At 71.9% G+C, this 23,038-nt stretch carries 21 protein-coding genes; 2 read left to right on the plus strand and 19 right to left on the minus strand.

Features of this window, described 5'->3' with window-relative positions; translation table 11 throughout:
• Positions 1-62: 62 nt before the first annotated feature.
• The 7 genes from pyrF to pyrR are packed head-to-tail and all read right to left on the minus strand — an operon-like array spanning position 63 to position 9,046.
• On the minus strand, positions 63-905 hold the full coding sequence (gene pyrF / locus ABT297_RS18555; RefSeq protein WP_350550753.1) for an orotidine-5'-phosphate decarboxylase: 843 nt from the start codon (positions 903-905) through the stop codon (positions 63-65).
• Positions 902-1,912: a quinone-dependent dihydroorotate dehydrogenase gene (locus ABT297_RS18560; RefSeq protein WP_350550756.1), complete on the minus strand. Its 1,011-nt coding sequence runs from the start codon at positions 1,910-1,912 to the stop codon at positions 902-904. The genes pyrF and ABT297_RS18560 overlap by 4 nt, the downstream gene beginning before the upstream one ends.
• Positions 1,909-5,211, minus strand: coding sequence for a carbamoyl-phosphate synthase large subunit (gene carB, locus ABT297_RS18565; protein ID WP_350550759.1), 3,303 nt, complete (start codon positions 5,209-5,211; stop codon positions 1,909-1,911). Before carB ends, ABT297_RS18560 begins: the two co-directional genes overlap by 4 nt.
• Positions 5,204-6,316 carry a glutamine-hydrolyzing carbamoyl-phosphate synthase small subunit gene (carA, locus tag ABT297_RS18570; RefSeq protein WP_350550762.1) on the minus strand — a complete coding sequence of 371 codons (1,113 nt, stop codon included), beginning with the start codon at positions 6,314-6,316 and terminating at the stop codon, positions 5,204-5,206. The genes carB and carA overlap by 8 nt, the downstream gene beginning before the upstream one ends.
• Positions 6,313-7,509, minus strand: a complete 1,197-nt coding sequence (locus ABT297_RS18575) for a dihydroorotase (RefSeq protein WP_502885588.1) — start codon at positions 7,507-7,509, stop codon at positions 6,313-6,315. The genes carA and ABT297_RS18575 overlap by 4 nt, the downstream gene beginning before the upstream one ends.
• Positions 7,510-7,559: 50 nt before the next feature.
• Positions 7,560-8,474, minus strand: a complete 915-nt coding sequence (locus ABT297_RS18580) for an aspartate carbamoyltransferase catalytic subunit (RefSeq protein WP_350550767.1) — start codon at positions 8,472-8,474, stop codon at positions 7,560-7,562.
• Positions 8,471-9,046, minus strand: coding sequence for a bifunctional pyr operon transcriptional regulator/uracil phosphoribosyltransferase PyrR (gene pyrR, locus ABT297_RS18585; RefSeq protein ID WP_350550809.1), 576 nt, complete (start codon positions 9,044-9,046; stop codon positions 8,471-8,473). Before pyrR ends, ABT297_RS18580 begins: the two co-directional genes overlap by 4 nt.
• Before the next feature lie 196 nt (positions 9,047-9,242).
• Between pyrR and bldD the strand changes: the two genes are divergently transcribed.
• The gene (gene bldD, locus ABT297_RS18590; protein ID WP_033356835.1) at positions 9,243-9,731 is read left to right on the plus strand and encodes a transcriptional regulator BldD; all 489 of its coding nucleotides are present in this window, start codon (positions 9,243-9,245) and stop codon (positions 9,729-9,731) included.
• A 70-nt stretch (positions 9,732-9,801) separates the two neighbouring features.
• Here bldD and nusB read toward each other — a convergent pair whose 3' ends face one another.
• Together nusB and efp are read right to left on the minus strand one after the other, a co-directional pair.
• The gene (gene nusB, locus ABT297_RS18595) at positions 9,802-10,209 is read right to left on the minus strand and encodes a transcription antitermination factor NusB (protein WP_350550812.1); all 408 of its coding nucleotides are present in this window, start codon (positions 10,207-10,209) and stop codon (positions 9,802-9,804) included.
• A 44-nt stretch (positions 10,210-10,253) separates the two neighbouring features.
• A complete protein-coding gene (efp, locus tag ABT297_RS18600; RefSeq protein WP_350550771.1) occupies positions 10,254-10,811 on the minus strand; it encodes an elongation factor P in 558 nt (185 codons plus the stop codon).
• Between the two features lie 202 nt (positions 10,812-11,013).
• Between efp and mptB the strand changes: the two genes are divergently transcribed.
• Complete coding sequence (mptB, locus tag ABT297_RS18605; RefSeq protein ID WP_350550774.1) at positions 11,014-12,411, plus strand: polyprenol phosphomannose-dependent alpha 1,6 mannosyltransferase MptB; 1,398 nt, start codon at positions 11,014-11,016, stop codon at positions 12,409-12,411.
• Here the strand turns inward: mptB and aroB are convergent, their stop codons facing one another.
• From aroB to ABT297_RS18655, 10 genes are all read right to left on the minus strand, one after another.
• A complete protein-coding gene (gene aroB / locus ABT297_RS18610) occupies positions 12,412-13,464 on the minus strand; it encodes a 3-dehydroquinate synthase (RefSeq protein WP_350550776.1) in 1,053 nt (350 codons plus the stop codon).
• The gene (locus tag ABT297_RS18615; protein WP_350550778.1) at positions 13,461-13,958 is read right to left on the minus strand and encodes a shikimate kinase; all 498 of its coding nucleotides are present in this window, start codon (positions 13,956-13,958) and stop codon (positions 13,461-13,463) included. Before ABT297_RS18615 ends, aroB begins: the two co-directional genes overlap by 4 nt.
• Positions 13,955-15,133 carry a chorismate synthase gene (gene aroC / locus ABT297_RS18620; RefSeq protein WP_350550780.1) on the minus strand — a complete coding sequence of 393 codons (1,179 nt, stop codon included), beginning with the start codon at positions 15,131-15,133 and terminating at the stop codon, positions 13,955-13,957. Before aroC ends, ABT297_RS18615 begins: the two co-directional genes overlap by 4 nt.
• A gap of 4 nt (positions 15,134-15,137) precedes the next feature.
• Positions 15,138-15,953: a shikimate dehydrogenase gene (locus ABT297_RS18625; protein ID WP_350550783.1), complete on the minus strand. Its 816-nt coding sequence runs from the start codon at positions 15,951-15,953 to the stop codon at positions 15,138-15,140.
• Positions 15,953-17,143: an endolytic transglycosylase MltG gene (gene mltG / locus ABT297_RS18630; protein ID WP_350550786.1), complete on the minus strand. Its 1,191-nt coding sequence runs from the start codon at positions 17,141-17,143 to the stop codon at positions 15,953-15,955. Before mltG ends, ABT297_RS18625 begins: the two co-directional genes overlap by 1 nt.
• 21 nt (positions 17,144-17,164) lie before the next feature.
• On the minus strand, positions 17,165-17,638 hold the full coding sequence (gene ruvX / locus ABT297_RS18635) for a Holliday junction resolvase RuvX (protein ID WP_350550788.1): 474 nt from the start codon (positions 17,636-17,638) through the stop codon (positions 17,165-17,167).
• 154 nt (positions 17,639-17,792) lie between these two features.
• Positions 17,793-20,453, minus strand: coding sequence for an alanine--tRNA ligase (gene alaS / locus ABT297_RS18640; protein WP_350550791.1), 2,661 nt, complete (start codon positions 20,451-20,453; stop codon positions 17,793-17,795).
• Entirely contained in the window at positions 20,450-20,716 is a 267-nt protein-coding gene (locus ABT297_RS18645) for a hypothetical protein (protein ID WP_350550793.1), read from the minus strand. The genes alaS and ABT297_RS18645 overlap by 4 nt, the downstream gene beginning before the upstream one ends.
• Before the next feature lie 37 nt (positions 20,717-20,753).
• A complete protein-coding gene (locus ABT297_RS18650) occupies positions 20,754-21,200 on the minus strand; it encodes a DUF948 domain-containing protein (RefSeq protein WP_350550814.1) in 447 nt (148 codons plus the stop codon).
• A gap of 185 nt (positions 21,201-21,385) precedes the next feature.
• The gene (locus ABT297_RS18655; RefSeq protein ID WP_350550796.1) at positions 21,386-22,141 is read right to left on the minus strand and encodes a hypothetical protein; all 756 of its coding nucleotides are present in this window, start codon (positions 22,139-22,141) and stop codon (positions 21,386-21,388) included.
• Positions 22,142-23,038 lie beyond the last annotated feature (897 nt).

Consider the following 23,038-nt stretch of genomic DNA (forward strand, 5'->3'; position numbering starts at 1 on the left):
CGGTCAGAAGCCATTTCGGCAACGTGGGATGACAAGATCGACACCTTGTGAAGATTCGACGATCACGCAGTGATCGCAATTGCGGACGCACAGGATTCACGCGCGCGGTCCGCCGCGGCCCGCAATGCGGCCGGATCCGGACCCGCCGCGAGGACCTCCCGGGACCACGACGGCAGGACCAACCCGATCGCGTCGCCGAAGACATCGCGAAGATCCTCGGCCCGCCCGCCCTGCGCGCCGAGACCCGGCGCGAGGATCGGTCCATTGAGGTTGATCAGCTCGTGTCCGGTCGGCCCGACGGTCGCCCCGATCACCACGCCGACGCTTCCCATAGGGCTAACACCCGCGTTGACCTGCGAAATCTCGTCGATGATGGTCTGTGCGACGGTCCGCCCGCCGGCCGCGACGGCGCGCTGGACGGCCGCGCCCTCCGGATTGGAGGTGAGCGCGAGGACGAACACCCCGAGCCCGTTCTGCTGGGCTTTGTCGATGATTGGGCGCAGCGAGCCGAAGCCCAGATAGGGGCTGACCGTAATCGCGTCGGCGCACAGCGGGGCGGCCGGATCGAGGTAGGCGTCGGCGTACGCGGCGGCCGTGGAGCCGATGTCGCCCCGCTTGACGTCCAGGATCACCAGGCTTCCGGCCTGCCTCAACTGTCGGATAACCGACTCGAGGACCGCTATGCCCCTGGAGCCGAAACGCTCAAAAAAGGCGGACTGCGGCTTGACCGCCGCGACCCGTCCGGCCAGGGCCTCTCCCACCGTACGACCGAACCGTTCCAGGCCCTTGACATCGTCGGAGAGGCCCCAGGAGGCCAGCAGAGAGGGGTGGGGGTCGATGCCGACGCAGAGCGGCCCCAGCGAGTCCATGGCGGCCCGCAGGCGGGCCCCGAACGGTTCGGTCACGACATGCTCCTCGTCGCTGCGACGGCACCCCGGACGAGGCCGGGACCGTGGTAGATGAGGCCGGAGTACAGCTGGACCAGCGCGGCGCCCGCCTCGAGCATCCGCTGCGCGTCCTCCGGCCGGGTGATCCCGCCCACGCCGATCACCGGCAGCCCGCTCTCCTTGGCCACGAACCGTACGACCTCCAGCGCCCGCGGGGCGAGCGGCCGGCCGCTGAGCCCGCCGCTCTCGCCCGTGCGCACCCCGGGGCGCTCGACCGTGGTGTTGGTCGCGATGAGCCCGGCCACGCCCAGACCGAGGCAGACGTCGAGCAGCTCGCCCAGCGCCGAGTCGGTCAGGTCGGGCGCGACCTTCACCAGGATCGGCACCTGCCCGCCCAGCGTCAGCGCCTCGGCGCGCAGCGCGCCCAGCAGGGCCGACAGGTGCGCCTTGTCCTGCAGCTCGCGCAGGCCGGGCGTGTTCGGCGAGCTGACGTTGACGGCGAAGTACGAGCCCAGGCCGTACAGCAGCCGGAAGCTGTGCACGTAGTCCTCGACGGCGCCGGTCAGCGGGGTCACCTTCGACTTACCCAGGCTGATGCCCAGTGGCACCGGCAGCGGCCCGTGCGCGTCGATGGCGGCGCGCAGCCGGGCCGCGAGCGCGGCGGCGCCGGCGTTGTTGAACCCCATGCGGTTGACGATCGCCTCGTGCTCGGGCAGGCGGAACAGCCGCGGCCGCTCGTTGCCCGGCTGGGCGTGCCGGGTGACGGTGCCGACCTCGACGAAGCCGAAGCCGAGCCGGGGCCAGGCCCCCAGCGCCCGGCCGTCCTTGTCCATGCCGGCGGCCAGGCCGACCGGGTTGGGGAAGTCGACCCCGAACACCGTGCGGCGCGCTCCGGGCGGGCTGTAGGCCCGGCGCGCCCGGGGCGCCCGCGCCAGGATGCGCAGGGTCCGCTCGTGCACCGACTCGGCGTCACCGCCGCCGAACCGGAACAGGACCGGGCGGACCGCCCGCTCGTAAAGGCTCACCTGGCTCCCCGTAAGGCCGCGTGTAACTCCTGCAGCGGCCGCACCGACATCTCGCCGCGGATGAGCGCCTCGATGCCCATCACGGCCGCCGCCGCGCCCGGCAGGGTCGTGATGCACGGGATGTCGCTCACCACGGCAGCGCTGCGGATCTCGTAGCCGTCCTGGCGGCCGCTGGAGCCCTGCGGCGTGTTGATGACGAGGTCGACCGCGCTCGAGGCGATGAGCGAGACCGCGTCGCGGTCCCCGTCCCCCTCGAAGTGCTTGGGCACGATCTCGCAGGCCACGCCGTAGCGGCGCAGCACCTCCCCGGTGCCGGCCGTGGCCACGATCGCGAAGCCGAGGTCGGCGAGGCGCTTGACCGGGAACACGATCCCGCGCTTGTCCCGGTTGGCGACGGTCACCAGCACCGTGCCGGAGGTCGGCAGCGAGCCGTAGGCGGCCGCCTGCGACTTGGCGAACGCGTGGCCGAAGGACGGGTCGATGCCCATCACCTCGCCCGTGGACTTCATCTCCGGGCCGAGCAGGTTGTCCACGCCCTTGCCCTCGGTGGTGCGGAACCGCTTGAAGGGCAGCACCGCCTCCTTGACCGCGATCGGCGCGTGCTCGGGCAGCGCGCCGCCGTCGCCCTCGGCCGGCAGCAGCCCCTCCGCGCGCAGCTCGGCGACGGTCGCGCCGAGCGCGATGCGGGCGGCGGCCTTGGCCAGCGGTACCGCCGTCGCCTTCGACACGAACGGAACCGTGCGGGAGGCGCGCGGGTTGGCCTCCAGCACGTACAGCACGTCGTCCTTCAGCGCGTACTGCACGTTGAGCAGGCCGCGCACCCCGATCCCGCGGGCGATGGCCACGGTGTAGCGGCGCACCTCCGCCAGGTGTACCGCGGCCAGCGTGATCGGCGGCAGCGCGCACGAGGAGTCGCCGGAGTGGATGCCGGCCTCCTCGATGTGCTCCATCACCCCGCCGAGGTACACCTCGCCGGTGGCGTCGCACAGCGCGTCGACGTCGATCTCGATGGCGTCGTCGAGGAAGCGGTCGACGAGCACCGGATGCGCCGGGGAGATCTCGGTGGCGCGGCCGATGTAGGCGCGCAGCGTCGGCTCGTCGTAGACGATCTCCATGCCCCGGCCGCCGAGCACGTACGACGGCCGCACGAGCACCGGGTAGCCGATCTCGTCGGCGATCCGCTTCGCCTCCGGGAACGTGGTCGCGGTGCCGTGCGCGGGCGAGCGCAGCCCGGCCTCGGTGAGCAGCCGGCCGAACAGCCCGCGGTCCTCGGCGAGGTCGATGGCGGCCGGCGAGGTGCCCACGATCGGCACGCCGGCGCCCTCGAGGCGCTCGGCCAGGCCCAGCGGCGTCTGCCCGCCCAGCTGCACGATCACGCCCACCACGCCGGGGCCGCCCGCCTCGCGGCCGGAGCTGTCCTCGGCGTGGAAGACCTCGAGCACGTCCTCGAACGTCAGCGGCTCGAAGTACAGCCGGTCGGCCGTGTCGTAGTCGGTGGAGACCGTCTCCGGGTTGCAGTTGACCATGACGGTCTCGTAGCCCTTGCCGCGCAGCGCCATGACCGCGTGCACGCACGAGTAGTCGAACTCGATGCCCTGGCCGATGCGGTTGGGCCCGGAGCCGAGGATGATCACCTTCGGCCGGTCCGACGGGGTGACCTCGGTCTCGTCCTCGTAGGTGCTGTAGTGGTACGGCGTGCCGGCGGCGAACTCCGCCGCGCAGGTGTCCACGGTCTTGTACACGGGCCGCAGCCCGAGGCGGTGGCGCAGCGAGCGCACGCCGTCCTCGCCGGCGAACTCCGGGCGCAGCGCGGCGATCTGCCGGTCGGACAGGCCGGCGCGCTTGGCCCGGCGCAGCAGCGCCTTGTCGAGCACGGCCGCGGCGACGATCTCGGCGCGCAGCTCCACCAGCGCGGCGAGCTGGTCGACGAACCACGGGTCGAAGCCGGAGGCCTCGGCGACCTCCGCCACCGTGTGCCCCTGCCGCAGGGCGAGCTCGGCGGTGTAGAGCCGCCCGTCGTGCGGAGTGCGCAGATCGGGCAGGACCGATTCCTCGCTCTGGTCCGGAGTCGTCCAGAAGCCCGCGGCCTTCGTCTCCAGCGAGCGCATCGCCTTGCCGAGGGCCTCGACGAACGTGCGGCCCATCGACATCGCCTCGCCGACCGACTTCATCGTCGTGGTCAGCTCGGGGTCGGCGCCGGGGAACTTCTCGAAGGCGAACCGCGGGATCTTCACCACGACGTAGTCCAGCGACGGCTCGAAGGCGGCCGGCGTCTTGAGGGTGATGTCGTTGGGGATCTCGTCGAGGGTGTAGCCGATGGCCAGCTTCGCCGCGATCTTCGCGATCGGGAAGCCGGTCGCCTTGCTGGCCAGGGCGCTGGAGCGCGACACCCGCGGGTTCATCTCGATGACCACGAGCCGGCCGGTGCCCGGGTGCACGGCGAACTGGATGTTGCAGCCGCCGGTGTCGACCCCGACCTCGCGCAGCACGGCGATGCCGAGGTCGCGCAGCCGCTGGTACTCCACGTCGGTGAGCGTCATCGCCGGCGCCACCGTCACCGAGTCGCCGGTGTGCACTCCCATCGCGTCGACGTTCTCGATCGAGCACACGACCACGACGTTGTCGTGCTTGTCGCGCATGAGCTCGAGCTCGTACTCCTTCCAGCCGAGCACGCTCTCCTCGATGAGCACCTCGTGCACCGGGGAGGCCGCCAGCCCGCCGCCGGCCAGCCGGTCGAGGTCCTCCGTGGTGTGCGCCATGCCGGAGCCCAGCCCGCCCATGGTGAAGGAGGGACGGATCACGACCGGCAGCCCGAGCTCGGCGACGGTCGCGTGCACCTCCTCCATGGAGTGGCACACGCGCGAGCGGGGCGTCTCGCCGCCCGCCCGGGCGACGATGTCCTTGAACAGCTGCCGGTCCTCGCCGCGGCGGATCGCGTCGATGTCGGCGCCGATCAGCTCCACGCCGTACTTGTCCAGCACGCCGGACTCGTGCAGCGCCACGGCGGTGTTGAGCGCCGTCTGCCCGCCCAGCGTGGCGAGCAGCGCGTCGGGCCGCTCGCGGGCGATGACCTGCTCGACGAACTCCGGCGTGATCGGCTCGACGTAGGTGGCGTCGGCGAACTCGGGGTCGGTCATGATGGTCGCCGGGTTGCTGTTGACCAGGCTGACCCGCAGGCCCTCGGCGCGCAGCACGCGGCAGGCCTGGGTGCCGGAGTAGTCGAACTCGCACGCCTGGCCGATGACGATCGGGCCGGAGCCGATGACGAGGACGTGCCGGATGTCGGTCCGCTTAGGCATTGGTCTGCATCAGCTCCGCGAATCGATCGAACAGGTAGTCCGCGTCGTGCGGCCCCGCGGCCGCCTCCGGGTGGTATTGCACGGTGAAGGCCGGCACGTCCAGGCAGCGCAGGCCCTCGACCACGTTGTCGTTGAGGCAGACGTGGCTCACCTCCACCGCGCCGAACTCGGTCTGCACCCGCCCGTCCAGCGGGGCGTCGACCGCGAAGCCGTGGTTGTGGCTGGTCACCTCGACCTTGCCGGTGGTGCGGTCGAGCACCGGCTGGTTGATGCCCCGGTGGCCGTACCCGAGCTTGTAGGTGCCGAACCCCAGCGCCCGGCCGAGGATCTGGCTGCCGAAGCAGATCCCGAACAGCGGAATCCGGGCGGCCAGGACGGCCTTCGCCAGGGCCACCGGGCCGTCCGCCGTGGCGGGGTCGCCCGGGCCGGGCGAGAAGAAGACCGCGTCCGCTCCGACGGCCCGCACGTCCTGCAGGGTCGCCGAGGCGGGCAGCACGTGGGTGGTCACGCCCCGGACCGCGAGCCGGCGCGGCACGTTGCGCTTGATCCCCAGGTCGATCGCCGCGACCGTCAGCCGGTGCTCGCCCTCGGCCGGCACGGTGTACCGCTGCGGCGTCGTGACCTCGGCGGACAGGTCGGCGCCGAGCATCTCCGGCTGCCTGCGCACCCGCTCGAGCAGCGCCTCGCGGTCGTCGTCCACGCTGGACACCCCGACCCGCATGGCGCCGCGCTCGCGCAGGTGCCGGGTGAGGGCTCGCGTGTCGATGCCGCTGATGCCGACCACGCCCTCCGCGGCGAGGCGGTCCTGCAGGCTGCCGGCGGCGCGCCAGTTGGAGTACGAGCGGGACGGGTCGCGCACCACGTACCCGGCGACCCAGATCCGGTCCGACTCGTCGTCCTCGCCGTTGACACCGGTGTTGCCGATCTGCGGCGCGGTCTGCACGACCACCTGGCGGTGGTAGGAGGGGTCGGTCAGCGTCTCCTGGTAGCCGGTCATGCCGGTGTTGAAGACGGCCTCGCCGAACGCCTCTCCGATGCCGCCGAACGCCTCCCCCCGGAACGTGCGCCCGTCCTCCAGGACGAGCAGGGCCTCTCTGGGCTTCACCGTGTCGCCTTTCCGTTCAGCACCGTCGGCTCACCGCGCAGATAGGTCGCCTCGATGCGGCCGCGCAGTTCCATTCCGGCGTAGGGGGTGTTCCTGGAGCGGCTGGCCAGCGCCGTGGGGTCGACGCTCCAGCGCACGCCCGGGTCGAAGACCGCGATGTTGGCCGGCACGCCGACGGCCAGCGCGGCGCCCTGCCCGGACAGGCCGGCGATGCGCGCCGGCGCCGCGGACATCCACTCGGCGATGCGGTCCCAGCGCGGGCCCATGGTCTGCACCACGATCGCGAGCGCCGTCTCCAGGCCGAGCATGCCGGGCCGGGCATAGGCCCACTCGCACTCCTTGTCCTCCACGCTGTGCGGGGCGTGGTCGGTGGCGACGCAGTCGATCGTGCCGTCGAGCAGGCCCGCGCGCAGCGCCAGCACGTCGGCCTCCGTGCGCAGCGGCGGGTTGACCTTGAAGACCGGGTCGTACTGCGTGGCCCGCTCCTCGGTGAGCAGCAGATGGTGCGGGGTGACCTCGGCCGTGACCCGCCAGCCCTTCGACTTCGCCCAGCGGATCAGCTCCACGCTGCCCGCGGTGGAGACGTGGCAGATGTGCAGGCGGGCGCCGACGTGGCCGGCCAGCAGCACGTCCCGGGCGATGATCGCCTCCTCGGCGACGGCGGGCCAGCCCGTGAGCCCGAGGCGCGCGGCGACCTCGCCCTCGTTCATCTGCGCGCCGGTGGTCAGCCGCGGCTCCTCGGCGTGCTGGGCGATGACGCCGTCGAAGGCCTTGACGTACTCCAGCGCCCGCCGCATGAGCCGCGGGTCGGCCACGCAGTGCCCGTCGTCGGAGAAGACCCGCACCCGGGCGGCGGAGTCGGCCATCGCGCCGAGCTCGGCGAGCTGCTCGCCGCCCAGGCCGACGGTGACCGCGCCGATCGGCTGGACGTCGACCAGCCCGGCCTCCCGCCCCAGCCGCCAGACCTGCTCGACCACGCCGGCGGTGTCGGCGACCGGCGAGGTGTTGGCCATCGCGCAGACCGCGGTGTAGCCGCCCAGCGCGGCGGCCCGGGAGCCGGACTCGACGGTCTCGGCGTCCTCGCGGCCCGGCTCGCGCAGGTGGGTGTGCAGGTCGACGAGGCCGGGCAGCGCGATCCGGTCGCCCTTCTTCGCCGGGTCGATCGCGACGATGACGCCGTCCTCGACGGTGATCTCGCCGACGGTGGTGCCCTCGATCTTCAAGATGTGTGCTCGCTCCTCGCTCACGACTTGCCTCCCAGCAGCAGGTAGAGGACCGCCATGCGCACGGAGACGCCGTTGGCGACCTGTTCGACGATCGTGGAGCGGGCGGAGTCGGCCACCTCGGGCGAGATCTCCATGCCGCGGTTCATCGGGCCCGGGTGCATGACGATCGCGTGCTCCGGCAGGCGGCGCATGCGTGGCACGTCGAAGCCGTAACGGCGCGCGTACTCGCGCTCGGACGGGAAGTACGCCTGGTTCATCCGCTCCCGCTGGACCCGCAGCATCATGACGACGTCGGAGTCCGGCACGACCGCGTCGAGGTCGTAGCAGGTCGCGGCCGGCCAGGCGGCCACGCCCACGGGCAGCAGCGTGGGCGGCGCCACGAGCGTCACCTTCGCGCCGAGCGTGTGCAGCAGTTGCACGTTGGAGCGGGCGACCCGCGAGTGCAGCACGTCACCGACGATGGTGACGTTGAGTCCGGCCAGGCGCTTGAGGCGGCTGCGCATCGTGTAGGCGTCCAGCAGCGCCTGGGTCGGGTGCTCGTGGGTGCCGTCGCCGGCGTTGACCACGCTGCCGTCCACCCAGTTGGCCAGCCGGTGCGGCGCGCCGCTGGCCGGGTGGCGGATCACCACGGCGTCGGCGCCCATCGCCTGCAGGGTGAGCGCCGTGTCCTTGAGACTCTCGCCCTTGGAGACGCTGGAGCCCTTGGCGGAGAAGTTGATGACGTCGGCGGACAGGCGCTTGGCCGCGGCCTCGAAGGAGATCCGGGTGCGGGTGGAGTCCTCGTAGAAGAGGTTGACCACGGTCCGGCCGCGCAGCGTGGGCAGCTTCTTGACCTCCCGCGCCGCCAGGCTCGCCATCTCCTCGGCGGTGTCCAGCACCAGGGTGGCGGTGGGCGCGTCGAGGTCGGCCGCGCTCAGCAGATGCTTGATCATGCCCGGCCCCCCTTGGTCTTGATCAGGACGGAGTCCGTGCCGTCGATCTCGGCCGTCAGCACCCGCACGCTCTCCTCGATCGAGGTCGGGATGTTCTTGCCCACGTAGTCCGCCCGGATCGGCAGCTCGCGGTGGCCCCGGTCGACGAGGACGGCCAGCTGGACGGCGCGCGGCCGGCCGAGGTCCTTCAGCGCGTCGAGCGCGGCCCGCACGGTCCGCCCGGAGAACAACACGTCGTCGACGAGGATGACCCGGCGCCCGTCGAGGCCGCCCGGGGGGATCTCGGTGTGACCCACCGCACGCGTCGCCTGCAGGCGCAGATCGTCCCGATACAGCGTGATGTCCAACACACCGACCGGAATGTCGAGGCCCTCGAAAGCGGCGATCCGGGCGGCCAGGCGGCGGGCCAGCGGTACGCCACGTGTAGGTATGCCCAACAGCACCGTTTCGGCCGCACCGGACGTCTTTTCCAGGATCTGATGGGCAATCCGGTCCACCACCCGGGCGACATCAGCCGCCGTTAGGATGGTTTTTCCCAGCTCAATGCCGGTTGTCGGAGACGACAAAACCAGACCTCCTTCCCCGCCTCACCGGACGGGTCGTTAAAGGACGTCGAACTTGGACAAGCTTCGGACTACCCTAACAACCGTCCTGACCAGGGCTACGGAAGGGTCTCGACCACTTGACCGCGCGTCGTGAGCCAGTTACGGTCACGCTCCGTAGCGATCGCTGGGGAAATCCCTCAGGCCAGTGACTGGGAGTGTCCGTATGCCGTCTGAGTACGCCAAGTCTCTTGGTGCTCGCCTGCGCTCCATTCGACAGCAGCAGGGGCTGTCTCTGCAGGGTGTCGAGGAGAAGTCGGCAGGGCGTTGGAAGGCCGTCGTCGTCGGGTCCTATGAACGCGGTGACCGTGCCGTCACCGTCTCTCGCCTGGCCGAGCTGGCCGAGTTCTACCGCGTGCCCGTCGCCGAGCTGCTGCCCGAGGGCAGCGGAGTGCGCCACGAGCCCACCAACAAGATCGTCCTCGACCTGGAGCGCCTCTACGACGCCGGCGCCGAGGACCTCGCCTACGTCGCCCGCTACGCCCGCGCGATCCAGCAGCAGCGGGGCGACTACAACGGCCGCGTGCTGTCGATCCGCGCCGACGACCTGCGCGCCCTGGCGATCGTCTACGACGCGTCGCCGTCGGGCCTGGTCGAGCGGCTCAACGAGCACGGCGTGCTGGTCACCGACCCGCGCAGCCTGTTCCAGAGCTGACCCCGGGCAGACTGACAGACGGAAGGGCCGCGCCCGGCGGGCGCGGCCCTTCCGCGTGTCCGCGTGCGGCTCAGGTGGCGTAGTCGGCGATGCGGCCGAGGATGCCGTTGAGGAAGCGCGGCGAGTCGTCGGTGGAGAGCGTCTCGGCGAGCTCGACCGCCTCGGTGATCGCCACCGGGTTGTCGATCTCGTCGTTGTAGAGCAGCTCGTAGACGGCGATGCGGGCGAGGTTGCGATCCACGACCGGCATCCGCGCCAGCGTCCAGCCCTCGGCGTAGCTCGACAGCAGCTCGTCGATGCGCGCCGCGTGGCTCTCGACGCCCTCGACCAGCTGGATCGTGTACGGCAGGTAGCCGGGCCGGGGCTCCTCCAGGTTGGCGACGTAGGCGGCCAGCACCGATCCGCGCGACTCCCCCCGCAGGTCGGCCTGGTAGAGCACGTCGAGTGCGCGCTTGCGCGCCTTGCGCCGAGCCGTCATCTGGGCGGTGACCTCACCGCCCAGGAAGGAGCCGTTGGGATTGGTCACGCCCGGCCCAGGTAACGGCTGTCGCGGGTGTCGACCTTGATCTTCTCGCCGGTCGAGATGAACAACGGCACATTGACCGTGGCGCCCGTCTCCACCGTGGCCGGCTTGGTGCCGCCGGTGGAGCGGTCGCCCTGCAGACCCGGCTCGGTGTAGGTGACCTCGAGGATCACCGAGGTCGGCAGCTCGACGTAGAGCGGCGCGTCCTCGTGGGTGGCCACGATCACCTCGGCCTCGGGGAGCAGGAACTTGCTCGCCTCGCCGACGGTGCCGCCGGGGACGGTGATCTGGTCGTACGTGTCCAGGTCCATGAACACGAAGTCCTCGCCGTCGGCGTAGAGGTACTGCATCGTGCGCTTGTCGACCGTGGCGGTGTCGACCTTGGTCCCGGCGTTGAACGTGCGGTCGACCACCTTGCCGGAGAGCACGTTCTTGAGGGTGGTCCGCACGAACGCGCCACCCTTGCCCGGCTTGACATGCTGGAACTCCACGACGGCCCACAGGTCACCGTCGAGGTTGAGCACCAGGCCGTTCTTCAGGTCGTTCGTGGTTGCCATGTGGTTTGACGTCACTTTCGTCACTGCCGGCCTGCAGACCGGGAAAATTGGTCCCGAGCGGCACCGTTGACCGCCGGTGCGGGAAAAGGCCCGGTGATTGTATCGGGCACCAGAAAAAGGCCCGGAACAGTGTACCGAACGAACAGGGCCCTGTTCACCTGTCGTTCACCTTTTGTACACCTAGCTCTGCCAGCGTGCCGGGGTGGGAAGACCGGACATCATCAACCGTACTCTGGGCTTCGCCGGGTCTGTCGCGATCGCGCTGTCCGGGCTCGCCGCCGGGGCGCTTCCCCAGCGGGACCCGTTCGCGAGCTGGCCGCTGATCCGTGAGTTACGCGCCTTCCCACCGGTGGCGATCGCCTGCGCCTACGTCGGCATCGCGCTGCTGTGCGGCGCGTGGCTGCGGTTGCGGAGCACCCTCGAGCAGCAGCGCCCGGCCGATCTCGTGCGCACGCTGCTGTGCTGGGCCGGCCCGCTGGTGCTGGTGCCGCCGATGTTCAGCCAGGACGTGTACAGCTACCTCGCCCAGGGCGCGATGGTGCACGAGGGGCTGGACTCGTACAAGCTCGGCCCATCGGCGCTCGGCGGCCACTTCGCCGCCGACGTCCCCGACATCTGGCAGAACACGCCGGCGCCGTACGGGCCGCTGTTCCTGCGCGGTGCGGCCGCCGTGGTGAACCTCACCGGCGAGCACGTGGTGTACGGCGTCTGGGCGTTCCGGCTGATCGCGCTGGCCGGCGTCGCGCTGGTGGTGCTGTGCTTGCCCGCGATCGCGACGCGCTTCGGGGTGCCCGCCCAGCGGGCGTTGTGGTTCGGCGCCCTGAACCCGCTGGTGCTGCTGCACCTGGTGGCCGGCATGCACAACGACGCGCTGATGATCGGGCTGATGATCGCGGGGATCTACGCCGCCGTGCGCCGCTACCCCGCGCTCGGCGCCGTGCTCATCAGCGCCGCCGCGCTCGTCAAGGCTCCCGCCGCGCTGGCCCTGCTGACGGTGCTGGTGATCAACCCGAAGGCATGGGCCCGCATCGGCCTGGCCGCGGGCGCGGCGCTCGCCGGGCTGCAGCTGGCCTCGGGGCTCAGCACGGGCTGGATCGCCGCGATGGGCACGCCGACCTCGGTGCGCAACGGGCTGTCGGTCAGCACCGACCTCGGCATGCTGCTGTCCGCCTTCGGCTGGCCAGGGCCGATGCAGATCATCCGCACGGTCGCCGCGGTCGCCGGGCTGCTGCTCGCGGGCTGGGCGCTGCTGCGGGCGCCCAACCCCGTCGCGGGACTGGGCCTGGCGCTGACCTCAATCATCATGCTCGGGCCGGTGATGCACCCGTGGTATTTGCTGTGGGCGTTCGTGCCGCTGGCCGCCGGCCTGCGCCAGGTGCCACGGGCGGCGGTGTGGGGCTCGGTCGGCCTGTCCCTGTTCCTGCTGCCGACCGGGGCCCCCGGCTACCCGCAGGCGGTGATCGGGGCGGTCTTCGGCACGGTGGCGGGCCTGCTGTATCTGCGGCTGCGCCCGCCGGCGCCGGAGCCCGCCCCGGCCACCGTCCCCGCCTCGCCGCCTGCCCCGGCCACCGCCCCGGTCCCGGCCGCCGTCACGGTCTGATCAGACCGCGACGGCGGCGTACGCCTCTCGCAGCAGGTCGTCGGCCGGGCCCTCCAGGGTGCCCGGCTCGGCGAGGCCGTCGAGCACCACGAAGCGCAGCATCGACCCGCGGGCCTTCTTGTCGACCCGCATCGCCGCGTGCAACTCCGGCCACGCCCCGGCCGGGTACGACACCGGCAGGCCGAGCCGCTCCAGCACCGCGCGGTGCCGCTCGGCGACCGCGGGCTCGAGCCGCCCGGACAGCCGGCCCAGCTCCGCGGCGTAGACCAGCCCGACGCTGATGGCGTGGCCGTGCTTCCACGCGTAATGCTCGCGACGCTCGATCGCGTGGCCGAGCGTGTGGCCGTAGTTGAGGATCTCGCGCAGGCCGCCCTCGCGCAGGTCGGCCGAGACCACCCGCGCCTTGACCGCCACCGAGCGCTCGACCAGTTCGGCGAGGACCGCGCCGCGCGGGTCGAGCGCCGCCTTCGGGTCGGCCTCGATCAGCTCCAGGATCGCCGGGTCGGCGATGAACCCGCACTTGACCACCTCGGCCATCCCGGCGAGCAGGTCGTCGGTGGGCAGAGTGTCGAGGGTGGCGAGGTCGCACAGCACGCCCGCGGGCGGGTAGAACGCGCCGACGAGGTTCTTGCCGGCCGCAGTGTTGACGCCCGTCTTGCCGCCGACCGCGGCGTCGACCATGCCCAGCAGGCTGGTCGGCACGGTCACCAGGCGCACCCCGCGCAGCCAGCACGCGGCGACGAAACCGGCCAGGTCGGTGACGGCGCCGCCGCCGACCCCGACGACCGCGTCGGAGCGGGTGAACGCGGCCTCGCCGAGGGCGTCCCAGCACCGGGCGGCGACGGCGATGTCCTTGCCGGCCTCGGCGTCGGGCACCTCGATCGGCAGCACCTCGAACCCGGCCAGCGCCTGGATCACCTGCTGGGCATGCTCCCGGACCGGGGCGGCGAACACGACCGCCACCTGGTTGGCGCCTTTCACCAGGCCGGGCAGCGACCCGTACAGATCGCGCCCGATCCGCACGGAATATCCGTCTACCTCGATGTGCTTCACAGCCGGTCCGCCAGGTCCTCGGCGATCTCCTGCGGCGTGCGCCCGTCCGTCACCACGGTCACGGTCGCCACCTCCTCGTAGAGCGGCCGGCGCTGGTCGAGCAGGTGCTTGAGCGTCGCCCGCGGGTTCAGGGCCAGCAGCGGCCGCCCGGCCCCGAGGCCGACCCGCGACAGCGCGTCGGCGAACTCGACGGAGAGGTACACCACGGTGTGCCCGGCGAGCCGCTTGCGGGTCTCCTCCGCGAGGACCGCGCCGCCGCCGAGGGCGATCACGCCGTCGAACGTCTCGAGCGCGTCGGCGATCGCGGCCCGTTCCAGGGCCCGGAAGTGCTCCTCGCCCTCGTCGAAGAAGATCTCGGGAATCGGCTTGCCGGCCGCGGCCTCGATGCCGGCGTCGATGTCGCGGAATTCGACCCCGAGCCGCTGCGCCAGCAACTCCCCCACCGTCGTCTTGCCTGCGCCGGGAGCGCCGACGAGCACGGCCCGCGGGCTCATCGGATCACCAGATTGCCGAGGTATCCGGCGACGTTGCGGCGGATCTCCGCCACCGAGTCGCCGCCGAACTTCTCCAGCGCGGCCTCGGCGAGCACCAGCGCCACCATCGCCTCGGCGACGACCGCGCCGGCCGGCACCGCGCACACGTCCGAGCGCTGGTTGATCGCGGTCGCCGGCTCCCCGGTGGCCACGTCGACGGTCTGCAGCGCCCGGTTGAGCGAGGAGATCGGCTTGAGCGCGGCTCGCACCCGCAGCGGCTCGCCGTTGGTGATGCCGCCCTCCAGGCCGCCGGCCCGGTCGGTGACCCGCCGCACGCCGTCGGGGGTGTTGACGATCTCGTCGTGCGCGACGGAGCCGCGCGAGCGCGCCTGGGTGAACCCGTCCCCGATCTCCACGCCCTTGACCGACTGGATCGACATGAGCGCCGTGGCCAGCCGGGCGTCGAGCTTGCGGTCCCACTGCACGTGGCTGCCCAGGCCCGGCGGCACACCGTACGCCAGGACCTCGACGATCCCGCCGAGCGTGTCGGCGTCCTTCTTGGCCGCGTCGACCTCCTCGACCATCCGCGCGCTCGCGTCCGGGTCGAGGCAGCGCAGCGGGTCGGCGTCGATGCGGTCGAAGTCCTCCGGGCGGGGCAGCAGCCCCGGCTTCGCGGCGACCGAGCCGAGCTCGATCACGTGCGAGACGATCTCCACGCCGAGGGCCTGGCGCAGCATCGCCTTGGCGACCGAGCCGACCGCCACCCGCGCCGCGGTCTCCCGCGCGCTGGCCCGCTCCAGGATCGGCCGCGCGTCGGTGTGGCCGTACTTCTGCATGCCCGCGAGGTCGGCGTGGCCGGGCCGGGGCCGGGTCAGCGGGGCGTTGCGCGCCTGGGCGGCGAGCACCTCCGGGTCGACCGGGTCGGCCGCCATGACCGTCTCCCACTTGGGCCACTCGCTGTTGCCGACCCGGATCGCGACCGGGCTGCCCAGCGTGCTCCCGTGCCTGAGGCCGCCGATGAACTCCACGACGTCCTGCTCGAAGCTCATCCGGGCGCCGCGGCCGTAGCCGAGGCGTCGACGGGCCAGCTCAGCCGCCACGGACGCGCTCGTCAGCTCGATACCGGCGGGCACGCCCTCCAGCATCGCGACGAGCGCCGGGCCATGCGATTCTCCAGCGGTCAACCAGCGCAGCACGTTGTCAGTCTGTCACGCGGCCCTCACCCGGCCCGGACAGGGCAGCACGCATCTCACCCACTGGCGCCTTGGCCCCGGTGAAGAGCTCGAACTGGTCCACGGCCTGCCACAGCAGCAGGTCGAGGCCGGACACGATCGGGCACCCGGCCGTGCGCGCCGCCGCCGCGAGCGGCGTCGGCCAGGGGTCGTAGATCGCGTCGAAGACGACCGGGCGGGCCGACCAGTCGGCGAGCGCCAGGTGGTCGGCGGCCCCCTTCGGTACCGTCGAGATGACCACCGGCGCCGCGGCGGCCTCCGCGGCGGCGGCCCACGGCGCCGCGGTGAGCTCGACGTCGAGCGCCTCGGCGACCGGGCGCAGTTCCTCGGCCGCCTCCGGCCGCCGGGTGTAGACGGTCACGTCGGCGGCCAGGCTCGCCGCCGCGGCGATCGCCGCCCGGGCCGTGCCGCCCGCGCCGAGCAGCGCCAGCCGCGGCGTCCGCGACACGCCCGCCTCCAGCAGCGCGCGGACCATGCCGGGGGCATCGGTGTTGTACGCGTGCCAGCCATACGGCCGGCGCACCAGCGTGTTGGCCGCGCCGATCGCCGCCGCGAAGGGGTCGACGAGTGCCGCGACCCCCAGCGCCACCTCCTTGAGCGGCATGGTCAGCGACAGCCCGGCCCACTCCGGCCCGAGCGAGCCGACCAGCCCCGCGAGGTCCTCCTCACCGCACTCGATCGCCGTGTACGCCCAGCCCGTCAGCCCCGCCGCCGCATAGCCCGCGTTGTGGATCGCCGGTGAGCGCGAGTGGCCCACCGGCTTGCCGAGCACGGCGGCACGCATCACTTCACGCCGTTCTTCTGCGCCTGATCCCACAGCTTCTGGAACTCCGGGTACGTCTTGGCGTACGCGGTGTTGCCGGCCGTGTCGATGGCCAGGAAGAAGTAGAAGTCGTGCTTCGGCGGGTTCACGGCCGCGCTCAGCGCGCTGTTGCCCGGGTTGCTGATCGGCCCGACCGGCATGCCCGACACGTCGTGCGTGTTGTACGGGTTGTTCTTGTTGTGCAGCTCGGAATGCAGCAGCTCGGTCGAGGGCTTGGCACCCTTGCCGGTGATGCGCAGGTAGTAGTTGACCGTGCTGTCCACCTGCAGGCAGTTACACGGGAACTTGTTGCTGTAGACGCGGTTGTACAGCACGCGCACGATGCCCTGCTGGTCCTTGTCGAGCCCCTCGACCTGCGCGATCGACGCCGCGACCAGGGCCTCGAACGGCGAGATGTGCAGGTTGGTCTGCACCCCTTCGATGAACCCGATCTTCTCGATCTCCTGGTTGAACCGCGCGACGATCAGCTTGAGCACGCCGACGGCGTCGATGTTGGGCGGGAAATCGTACGTGGCCGGGAACAGGAAGCCCTCGATCCCGGGCGCGCGCTGCTTGCCGTCCAGGCGGGTGTACCAGACATCGCCGACGCCGAGCGCCTTCGGGTCCTTCGCGGCGTTCTCGAAGTCCTCGTAGGGCAGCTTCGTCGCCTCGGCCAGCTTCTTGAACGAGTCCTGCCACGTCAGGCCCTCTTGCAGGGTGACCTTGTTGACCTGGCGGCTGCGCGGGTCCAGCATCAGCGCCAGCGCGGTGGTGGCCTTCATCTGCTTGCGCATGCTGTAGAAGCCCGGCTGCAGCTTCTTGCTGCGCTCGTCGTTCTTGGCCGCCTCGACGAACGCCTTGGCGCTCTTGACGACGTCCTTCTCCTGCAGCGTCTTGCCGATGTCCCCGGCGAGCTGGCCGGCGATCACCTCGACCGTCACCTCGCCGGTGCCGCCGCCGGTGTAATCGGGAGCGTCGAAAATGCCCTTGATCCGGTCGATCCCGGCGTAGGCTCCGTATGCCAGGCCGCCGACGACCAGCAGGCTGATGAAGAACGCGAGGAAGGTCTTTCCACCTCGGCCCTTCTTCCTCCTGCTCCTGGCCGGGGCGGAGGCGCGGCGCCGGTGACGCGGGCGCTCTTCGTCCTCCCAGGCCAGATTGAGCTCGTCCATCTGCACTCTGCCTCCTGGCGCTCAGCCGCGAACTGCTCCGGCACGTCTGGCGTCGAGCCAACCTTGCAGGATCTCCACCGCGGCCGCCTGATCGACTACCGCGCGCTGACGCCTGCCTCGGACCCCCCGCTCCGACAGCCTACGTGCTGCTGCCACCGTGGACATCCTCTCGTCCGTCAGCACGACCGGCACCGGCGTCGCGTGCTCCGCGAGCCGGTCCGCGTATTGCCTGATCAGAGCCGCTGCCGGGCCCTCCTTGCCGGCCAGGTTGACCGGCAGGCCGACGACGATCTCCACTGCCTCGTATTCACCGACGTAGCGGAGAATTTCGGAAATGTCGGATGGCGTCTCGTCACTCTCCGTGCGCTGATCGCGCGCTACAGTCGCGACCGGACTGGCGAGAATCCCGTCCGGATCGCATACGGCGACACCGACCCGCACCGAACCGACGTCGATACCGAGCCGGCGGCCCCTTGTCCACTGCTCCTGCCCCACACGCGCACCCTAACGGCTGAGGCCACGGTCGCGTCGCCCGCCCGGCACCCGCGCCGTCACTGCGCGCACCTCGAGACCGTCGCCCAACGCGACGCGGCCCGCCCGGAGCACCGGACGGGCCGCAAACGGCAGGCCTCCCGTAGGGGCCTTCTCGCTACAGTGCCTTCTCGACCGCCAGCAACAGATTGGGGGCCTCGGTGGCCGGGACGCCGCCGCCCTGGGCCAGGTCGGCGTTGCCACCCCCGCGGCCGGACAGCGCGCCCTTCACCAGGTCGCCCGCGGACAGGCCGCGCGACTTCCCGGCGCCGTTGACCGCCACGACGAGCGAGGCCTTGCCGCCGGCGCGCGATGTCACGGCGACGACGGCCGGGCGCTCGGCCGGAATGCGGCCGCGGATCTCCTGGACGAGCGTGCGCACCTCGTTGGCCGACGTGCCCTCCGGGGCCTCGGTGCCGACGAACGCCACGCCCCGCACGTCGCGGGCCGAGTCGGCCAGGCCGCCGGCGCCCGCCAGGACCAGCTGCGTGCGCAGCTTCTCCAGCTCGCGCTCGGTGTCGCGCAGCTGGGCCACCGTCTGCTCCACGCGGTCGGCGACCTGGTCGCCGGGGACGCGGAAGAGCTCGGCCAGCCGGGAGACCAGCACGTGCTCGCGCGCCAGGTGACCGAAGGCGTCGAGGCCGACGAGGGCCTCGACCCGGCGCACGCCCGAGCCGACCGACGACTCCGAGAGGATCTTCACCAGGCCGAGCTGCGAGGAGCGCTCGACGTGGGTGCCGCCGCACAGCTCGCGGGCGTAGTCGCCGACCTCGACGACGCGGACCTCGTCGCCGTACTTCTCGCCGAAGAGGGCCATCGCGCCGAGCTTGCGCGCCTCTTCCTGCGACGTGATGAACGCGTGCACGAGGAGGTCGCGCAGCAGCACCTCGTTGACCTGCTGCTCGACATCGTGCAGCACGCTCTGCGGCACGGCCGACGGGGTGTTGAAGTCGAAGCGCAGCCGGCCCGGCGCGTTGAGCGAGCCCGCCTGGGTCGCCGACTCGCCGAGGAAGTTGCGCATCGTCTGGTGGATCAGGTGGGTCGCGGTGTGGGCGCGGGAGACCGCGCGGCGCCGGTCGATGTCGATCTCGGCGAACGCGGTGTCGCCGGAGCGCACCTCGCCGGCCACGACCCGGGCGCGGTGCACGATCAGGCCGGGCAGCGGCGACTGTACGTCGAGGACCTCGACCTTGCCGCCGCCGAGCGTGATGAAGCCCGAGTCGGCGAGCTGGCCGCCGCTCTCGGCGTAGAACGGCGTGGCGTCGAGGACCAGCGACACCTCCTCGCCCTCGCCGGCGGCCGGGGCGCCCAGCAGGGAGCGGACCCGGGTCTCGCGGGAGACCTCGCGGTATCCGGTGAACTCCACCGGGCCGCCGTCGTCCAGCGCGGCCCGGTACACCGACAGATCGGCGTGCCCGGTCTTGCGCGCCTGCGCGTCGGCCTTGGCGTTGGCCTTCTGCTCGGCCATGAGCCGGCGGAAGCCGTCCTCGTCGACCCGCAGGCCCTGCTCGGCGGCGATCTCCAGGGTCAAGTCGATCGGGAAGCCGTACGTGTCATGCAGCTGGAACGCCTTGTCGCCGGCGAGGACCTTGCCCCCCTTGGACTTGGTGTCCGTCATCGCCACGTCGAGGATCGTCGTGCCGGCGCTGAGCGTGGCCAGGAAGCGCTCCTCCTCGCCGTAGGCGTACTGCGAGATCCGGTCGTACTCGGCGGCGACCTCGGGATACGACGGCGCCATGCAGTCACGGGCGACCGGCAGCAGCAGCGGCAGCGACGGCCCTTCCTGCCAGCCGAGCAGGCGCATCGAGCGGATCGCGCGGCGCAGGATGCGGCGCAGCACGTAGCCGCGGCCCTCGTTGGACGGGATGACCCCGTCGGAGATCACCATGAGCGCGGTGCGCACGTGGTCGGCGATGACCCGCAGCCGTACGTCGTCGGGGTGCGACTCGGCGGCGACGTGGGAGACCCCCTGGCCGTACCGCTTGCCGGTCAGCTCGGCGGCCTTGTCCAGGATCGGCCGGACCTCGTCGATCTCGTACAGGTTGTCGACGCCCTGCAGCAGGGAGGCGATGCGCTCCAGGCCCATGCCGGTGTCGATGTTCTTGTTGGGCAGGTCACCGACGATGTCGAAGACGTCCTTCGACTTCACGTTGGTGATCTCGTGCTGCATGAAGACGAGGTTCCAGTACTCCAGGTAGCGGTCCTCGTCGACCTCGGGGCCGCCCTCCTTGCCGTAGGCCGCGCCGCGGTCGTAGTACAGCTCGGAGCACGGGCCGGCCGGGCCGGGGATGCCCATCGACCAGAAGTTGTCCTTCTTGCCGCGGCGCACGATGCGCTCGGCGGGCAGGCCGGTGCGCTTCCAGATGTCGATGGCCTCGTCGTCGTCGAGGTACACGGTGGCCCAGATCCGGTCCGGGTCCAGCCCGAAGCCGCCCTTGTCGACCGGGTTGGTCGACAGCTCCCAGGCCAGCTTGATGGCGCCTTCCTTGAAGTAGTCGCCGAAGCTGAAGTTGCCGTTCATCTGGAAGAACGTGCCGTGCCGGCTGGTCTTGCCGACCTCGTCGATGTCCGGCGTGCGGATGCACTTCTGCACGCTCGTGGCGCGGTTGTACGGCGGGGTCCGCTGGCCGAGGAAGAACGGAACGAACTGCACCATGCCCGCGTTGATGAACAGCAGGTTGGGGTCGTCGACGGCGGGCAGCGGTGCGGAGGGCACCACCGAGTGCCCGTTGGCCTCGAAGTGGGCCAGGAAACGTCGCTTGATCTCCGCGGTTCTCATCCGTGCTGCCGGCCTTCCGGGTATAGGTCTTCGTCCAGGGTCAAGCCGTCCGCGAACGCGGCGTGGATCTCGGCCTCGCGCTCCGCCATCCCGTCGCGCACGTCCTCGACGAACTCGCGCACGCCTGCGGCGATGCCGACGGCGGAGTCGCGCGCCGATGCCGCGATGCCCTGCGGGGTGAAGGCCTGGGCCTTCTTGGCGACCGCCCGCACCACCAGCGCCCCGACGGCGAGTCCGATTCCGAGCCACAGCAGACGCCGCATGGCTCAACCTTTCTATCGATTATGGATGGTGACCGTGTCAGCCCCGCCGACGACGCTGCCTGACCTGCTCACGCACCTCGGCCTCGTCCGCCTCGCGGCGCCGGTTCGCGGCGGCCTTGCGCACGCCGTACCCGAACGCGGCCACCTTCACCAGCGGATTGGCCGCGGCGGCGCTGACCACCGTGGACAGGTTCGCAACGTTCGCGCTGACATGCGACACGTTTTCGGTGATCGTGTCGATCCGGGCGAGCTGCATGTTGACGCCGTCGAGAGTGGTGTGGACCTGGCTCAGCGCGGTGTTCACGTTGTCGATCGTGACGTTGACCCGCTCAAGCATCGGCGTGGTCTGGTTGGCGGCGTCGCGCATGGCCACGGTGGCAGCGTCGATCGTGTGTCGCGACCGCAGGATCGGCACGGCGAGCACCAACACGAGCACGAAGAACCCACCCGACGCTACCAGCGCCGCGATACCGCCCAGGGACACGGTCACGCCGTTCCTCCTTCACCCGCATTGACCTTCACCCGTGTGGAAACGCATTCCAACGCAGGAACCCTACCCTCCGTGATGCAGGCGGCGCGCTTCGACCGGCCGCTCGCCGCACGCTTTCCGCGCCTCGACGCGCCTTTTGCATGAGCTGCCGTGAGGTTTCCTGAGCCCCGGCGGCGGCGTCAGGGGCCGCCGCCCTGGCCCGCACCGGCACCGGCGCCTGCCGGGTCATAGCTGATCCGGTTGAAGACCTTGATCGTCGTCACGGCGAGCGGGCAGATCGCCGTCGGCGCGGGCGCCGACGACTCGGCGTCGCCGGGCGGCTGGGCCGACTGCGACAGCGAAGGCTGAGCCGACGATGCCTTCGCGGACGGCTTGCCGCTCGGCGCCTTGCTGCCCGACGGTCCAGGCGCCGGGCTGATCGTCGGCCGGGCACCCTTGACGTCGCAGACCGCGGCGCGCACCCAGAGGTCGAGGACGTATTCGTCGCGCTGCCAGCACGTCTCGATCCCGTCCACGCCCTCGGTCTGGCAGTCCGGGGTCTTCCACTCGGCCCACCCGGCATCGCGCAGCTTGCCGACGAACGCCCGGTTGGTCTCCTCCGGCCCGCGCGCCGACTCCCAGGTCCGTTGCCGTGATCTGCACTCGTGGATGCACCACCGGCTGCCCAGCGCCCCGTCGGTCGGGTTGCGGGCCGCCCACTCGGGCAGCCTGAGGTCGTCGAGCTCCACGAACACCGGGTCGCGGGAGAGCTCCCGGATGACGAAGAACGCCGCCGGCGCGCTGACCACGGCGAGCACCACGAAGATGATCGTCGCGAACCGCAACTGCCGCGCCCGCTTGGCCTGTGCCAGCTGGAACAGCCTGAACGGTGCGACCTGCGTCGTGGACTCCCAGTCGAACGCCATCGGCGAGCTGGCGGTGCCCCGGTACGTCACTGGGTTGGGATCGAAGCGCGCCAGGTCCACGAACGGCTTGGGCGGCGGCCCGTCCCCGGGGACCCGCCCGCCGGGCGGCCCCGGCCGCCCGCCGGGTGTCGCTCCCTTACCGGGACCCGGACCGTGCCCGGCGCTGGCGGGGCCGTTCGGACCGGTCGTTCCGGCGCCACCGGGCCGTCCGCCGGCAGCGCCGGGAACGCCCGCGCGGCCACCCCGGACCTCCGGCGCTCGCGCATCGTCCGCACGCGGCTCCGGCCCGCGGGTCTCGGAACCACGCTGCTCGACACCGCGCTGCTCAGGACCACGCTGCTCGACACCGCGCTGCTCGGGACCGCGCTGCTCGGGACCGCCGGCGCGAGGATCACCGCCGCGCGGGTCGGCGACACGGGGATCGGGGACGCGGGGGCCCGGGCCCTGGCCGGTGCGGAACGCGGCAGGCTCGTCGGGCTCGGCCGCGCGCCGGCGCCCACCGCCCGCCGCCGAAACACGCCCGGCACCGTCCGGGGGAACGCGCCCGCCGGTGGCCGAGTCGGCCTCGCCCTGCCTTGGCTCGGGCAGCGCCCGCGCCGCCCGGCGCCCGCCGGTGGGCGACTCCTGACCGGATTCCGGCGCCCGCCTGCGCCCGCCGGCCCCGGCCTCCACGGCTCCCTGCGCAGTGCCGGCGGCCGCGGCCCCCCGGGCCTCGTCATCCTCGCGCGCGGCCCGCCGCCCCCGCGTGGGCGACTCACGCCACGGCTCGGCCGGCGCCGCCGGTCGGGAGCCCGAGGTCGACTCGCGCGCACTCTCGCGCGGCACGCGCCAGGCCTGCGTCGGCTCCGGCGCCGGCGGCACGGCAGGGGTCGGCGAACCCGCCGGCACGGCAGGCGTCACCGGCCTCCACGGCCGCGAACCCGACCT

Origin of the sequence: Dactylosporangium sp. NPDC000555 (genome assembly GCF_040300025.1) — a bacterium.
Taxonomy (GTDB): Bacteria; Actinomycetota; Actinomycetes; order Mycobacteriales; family Micromonosporaceae; genus Dactylosporangium.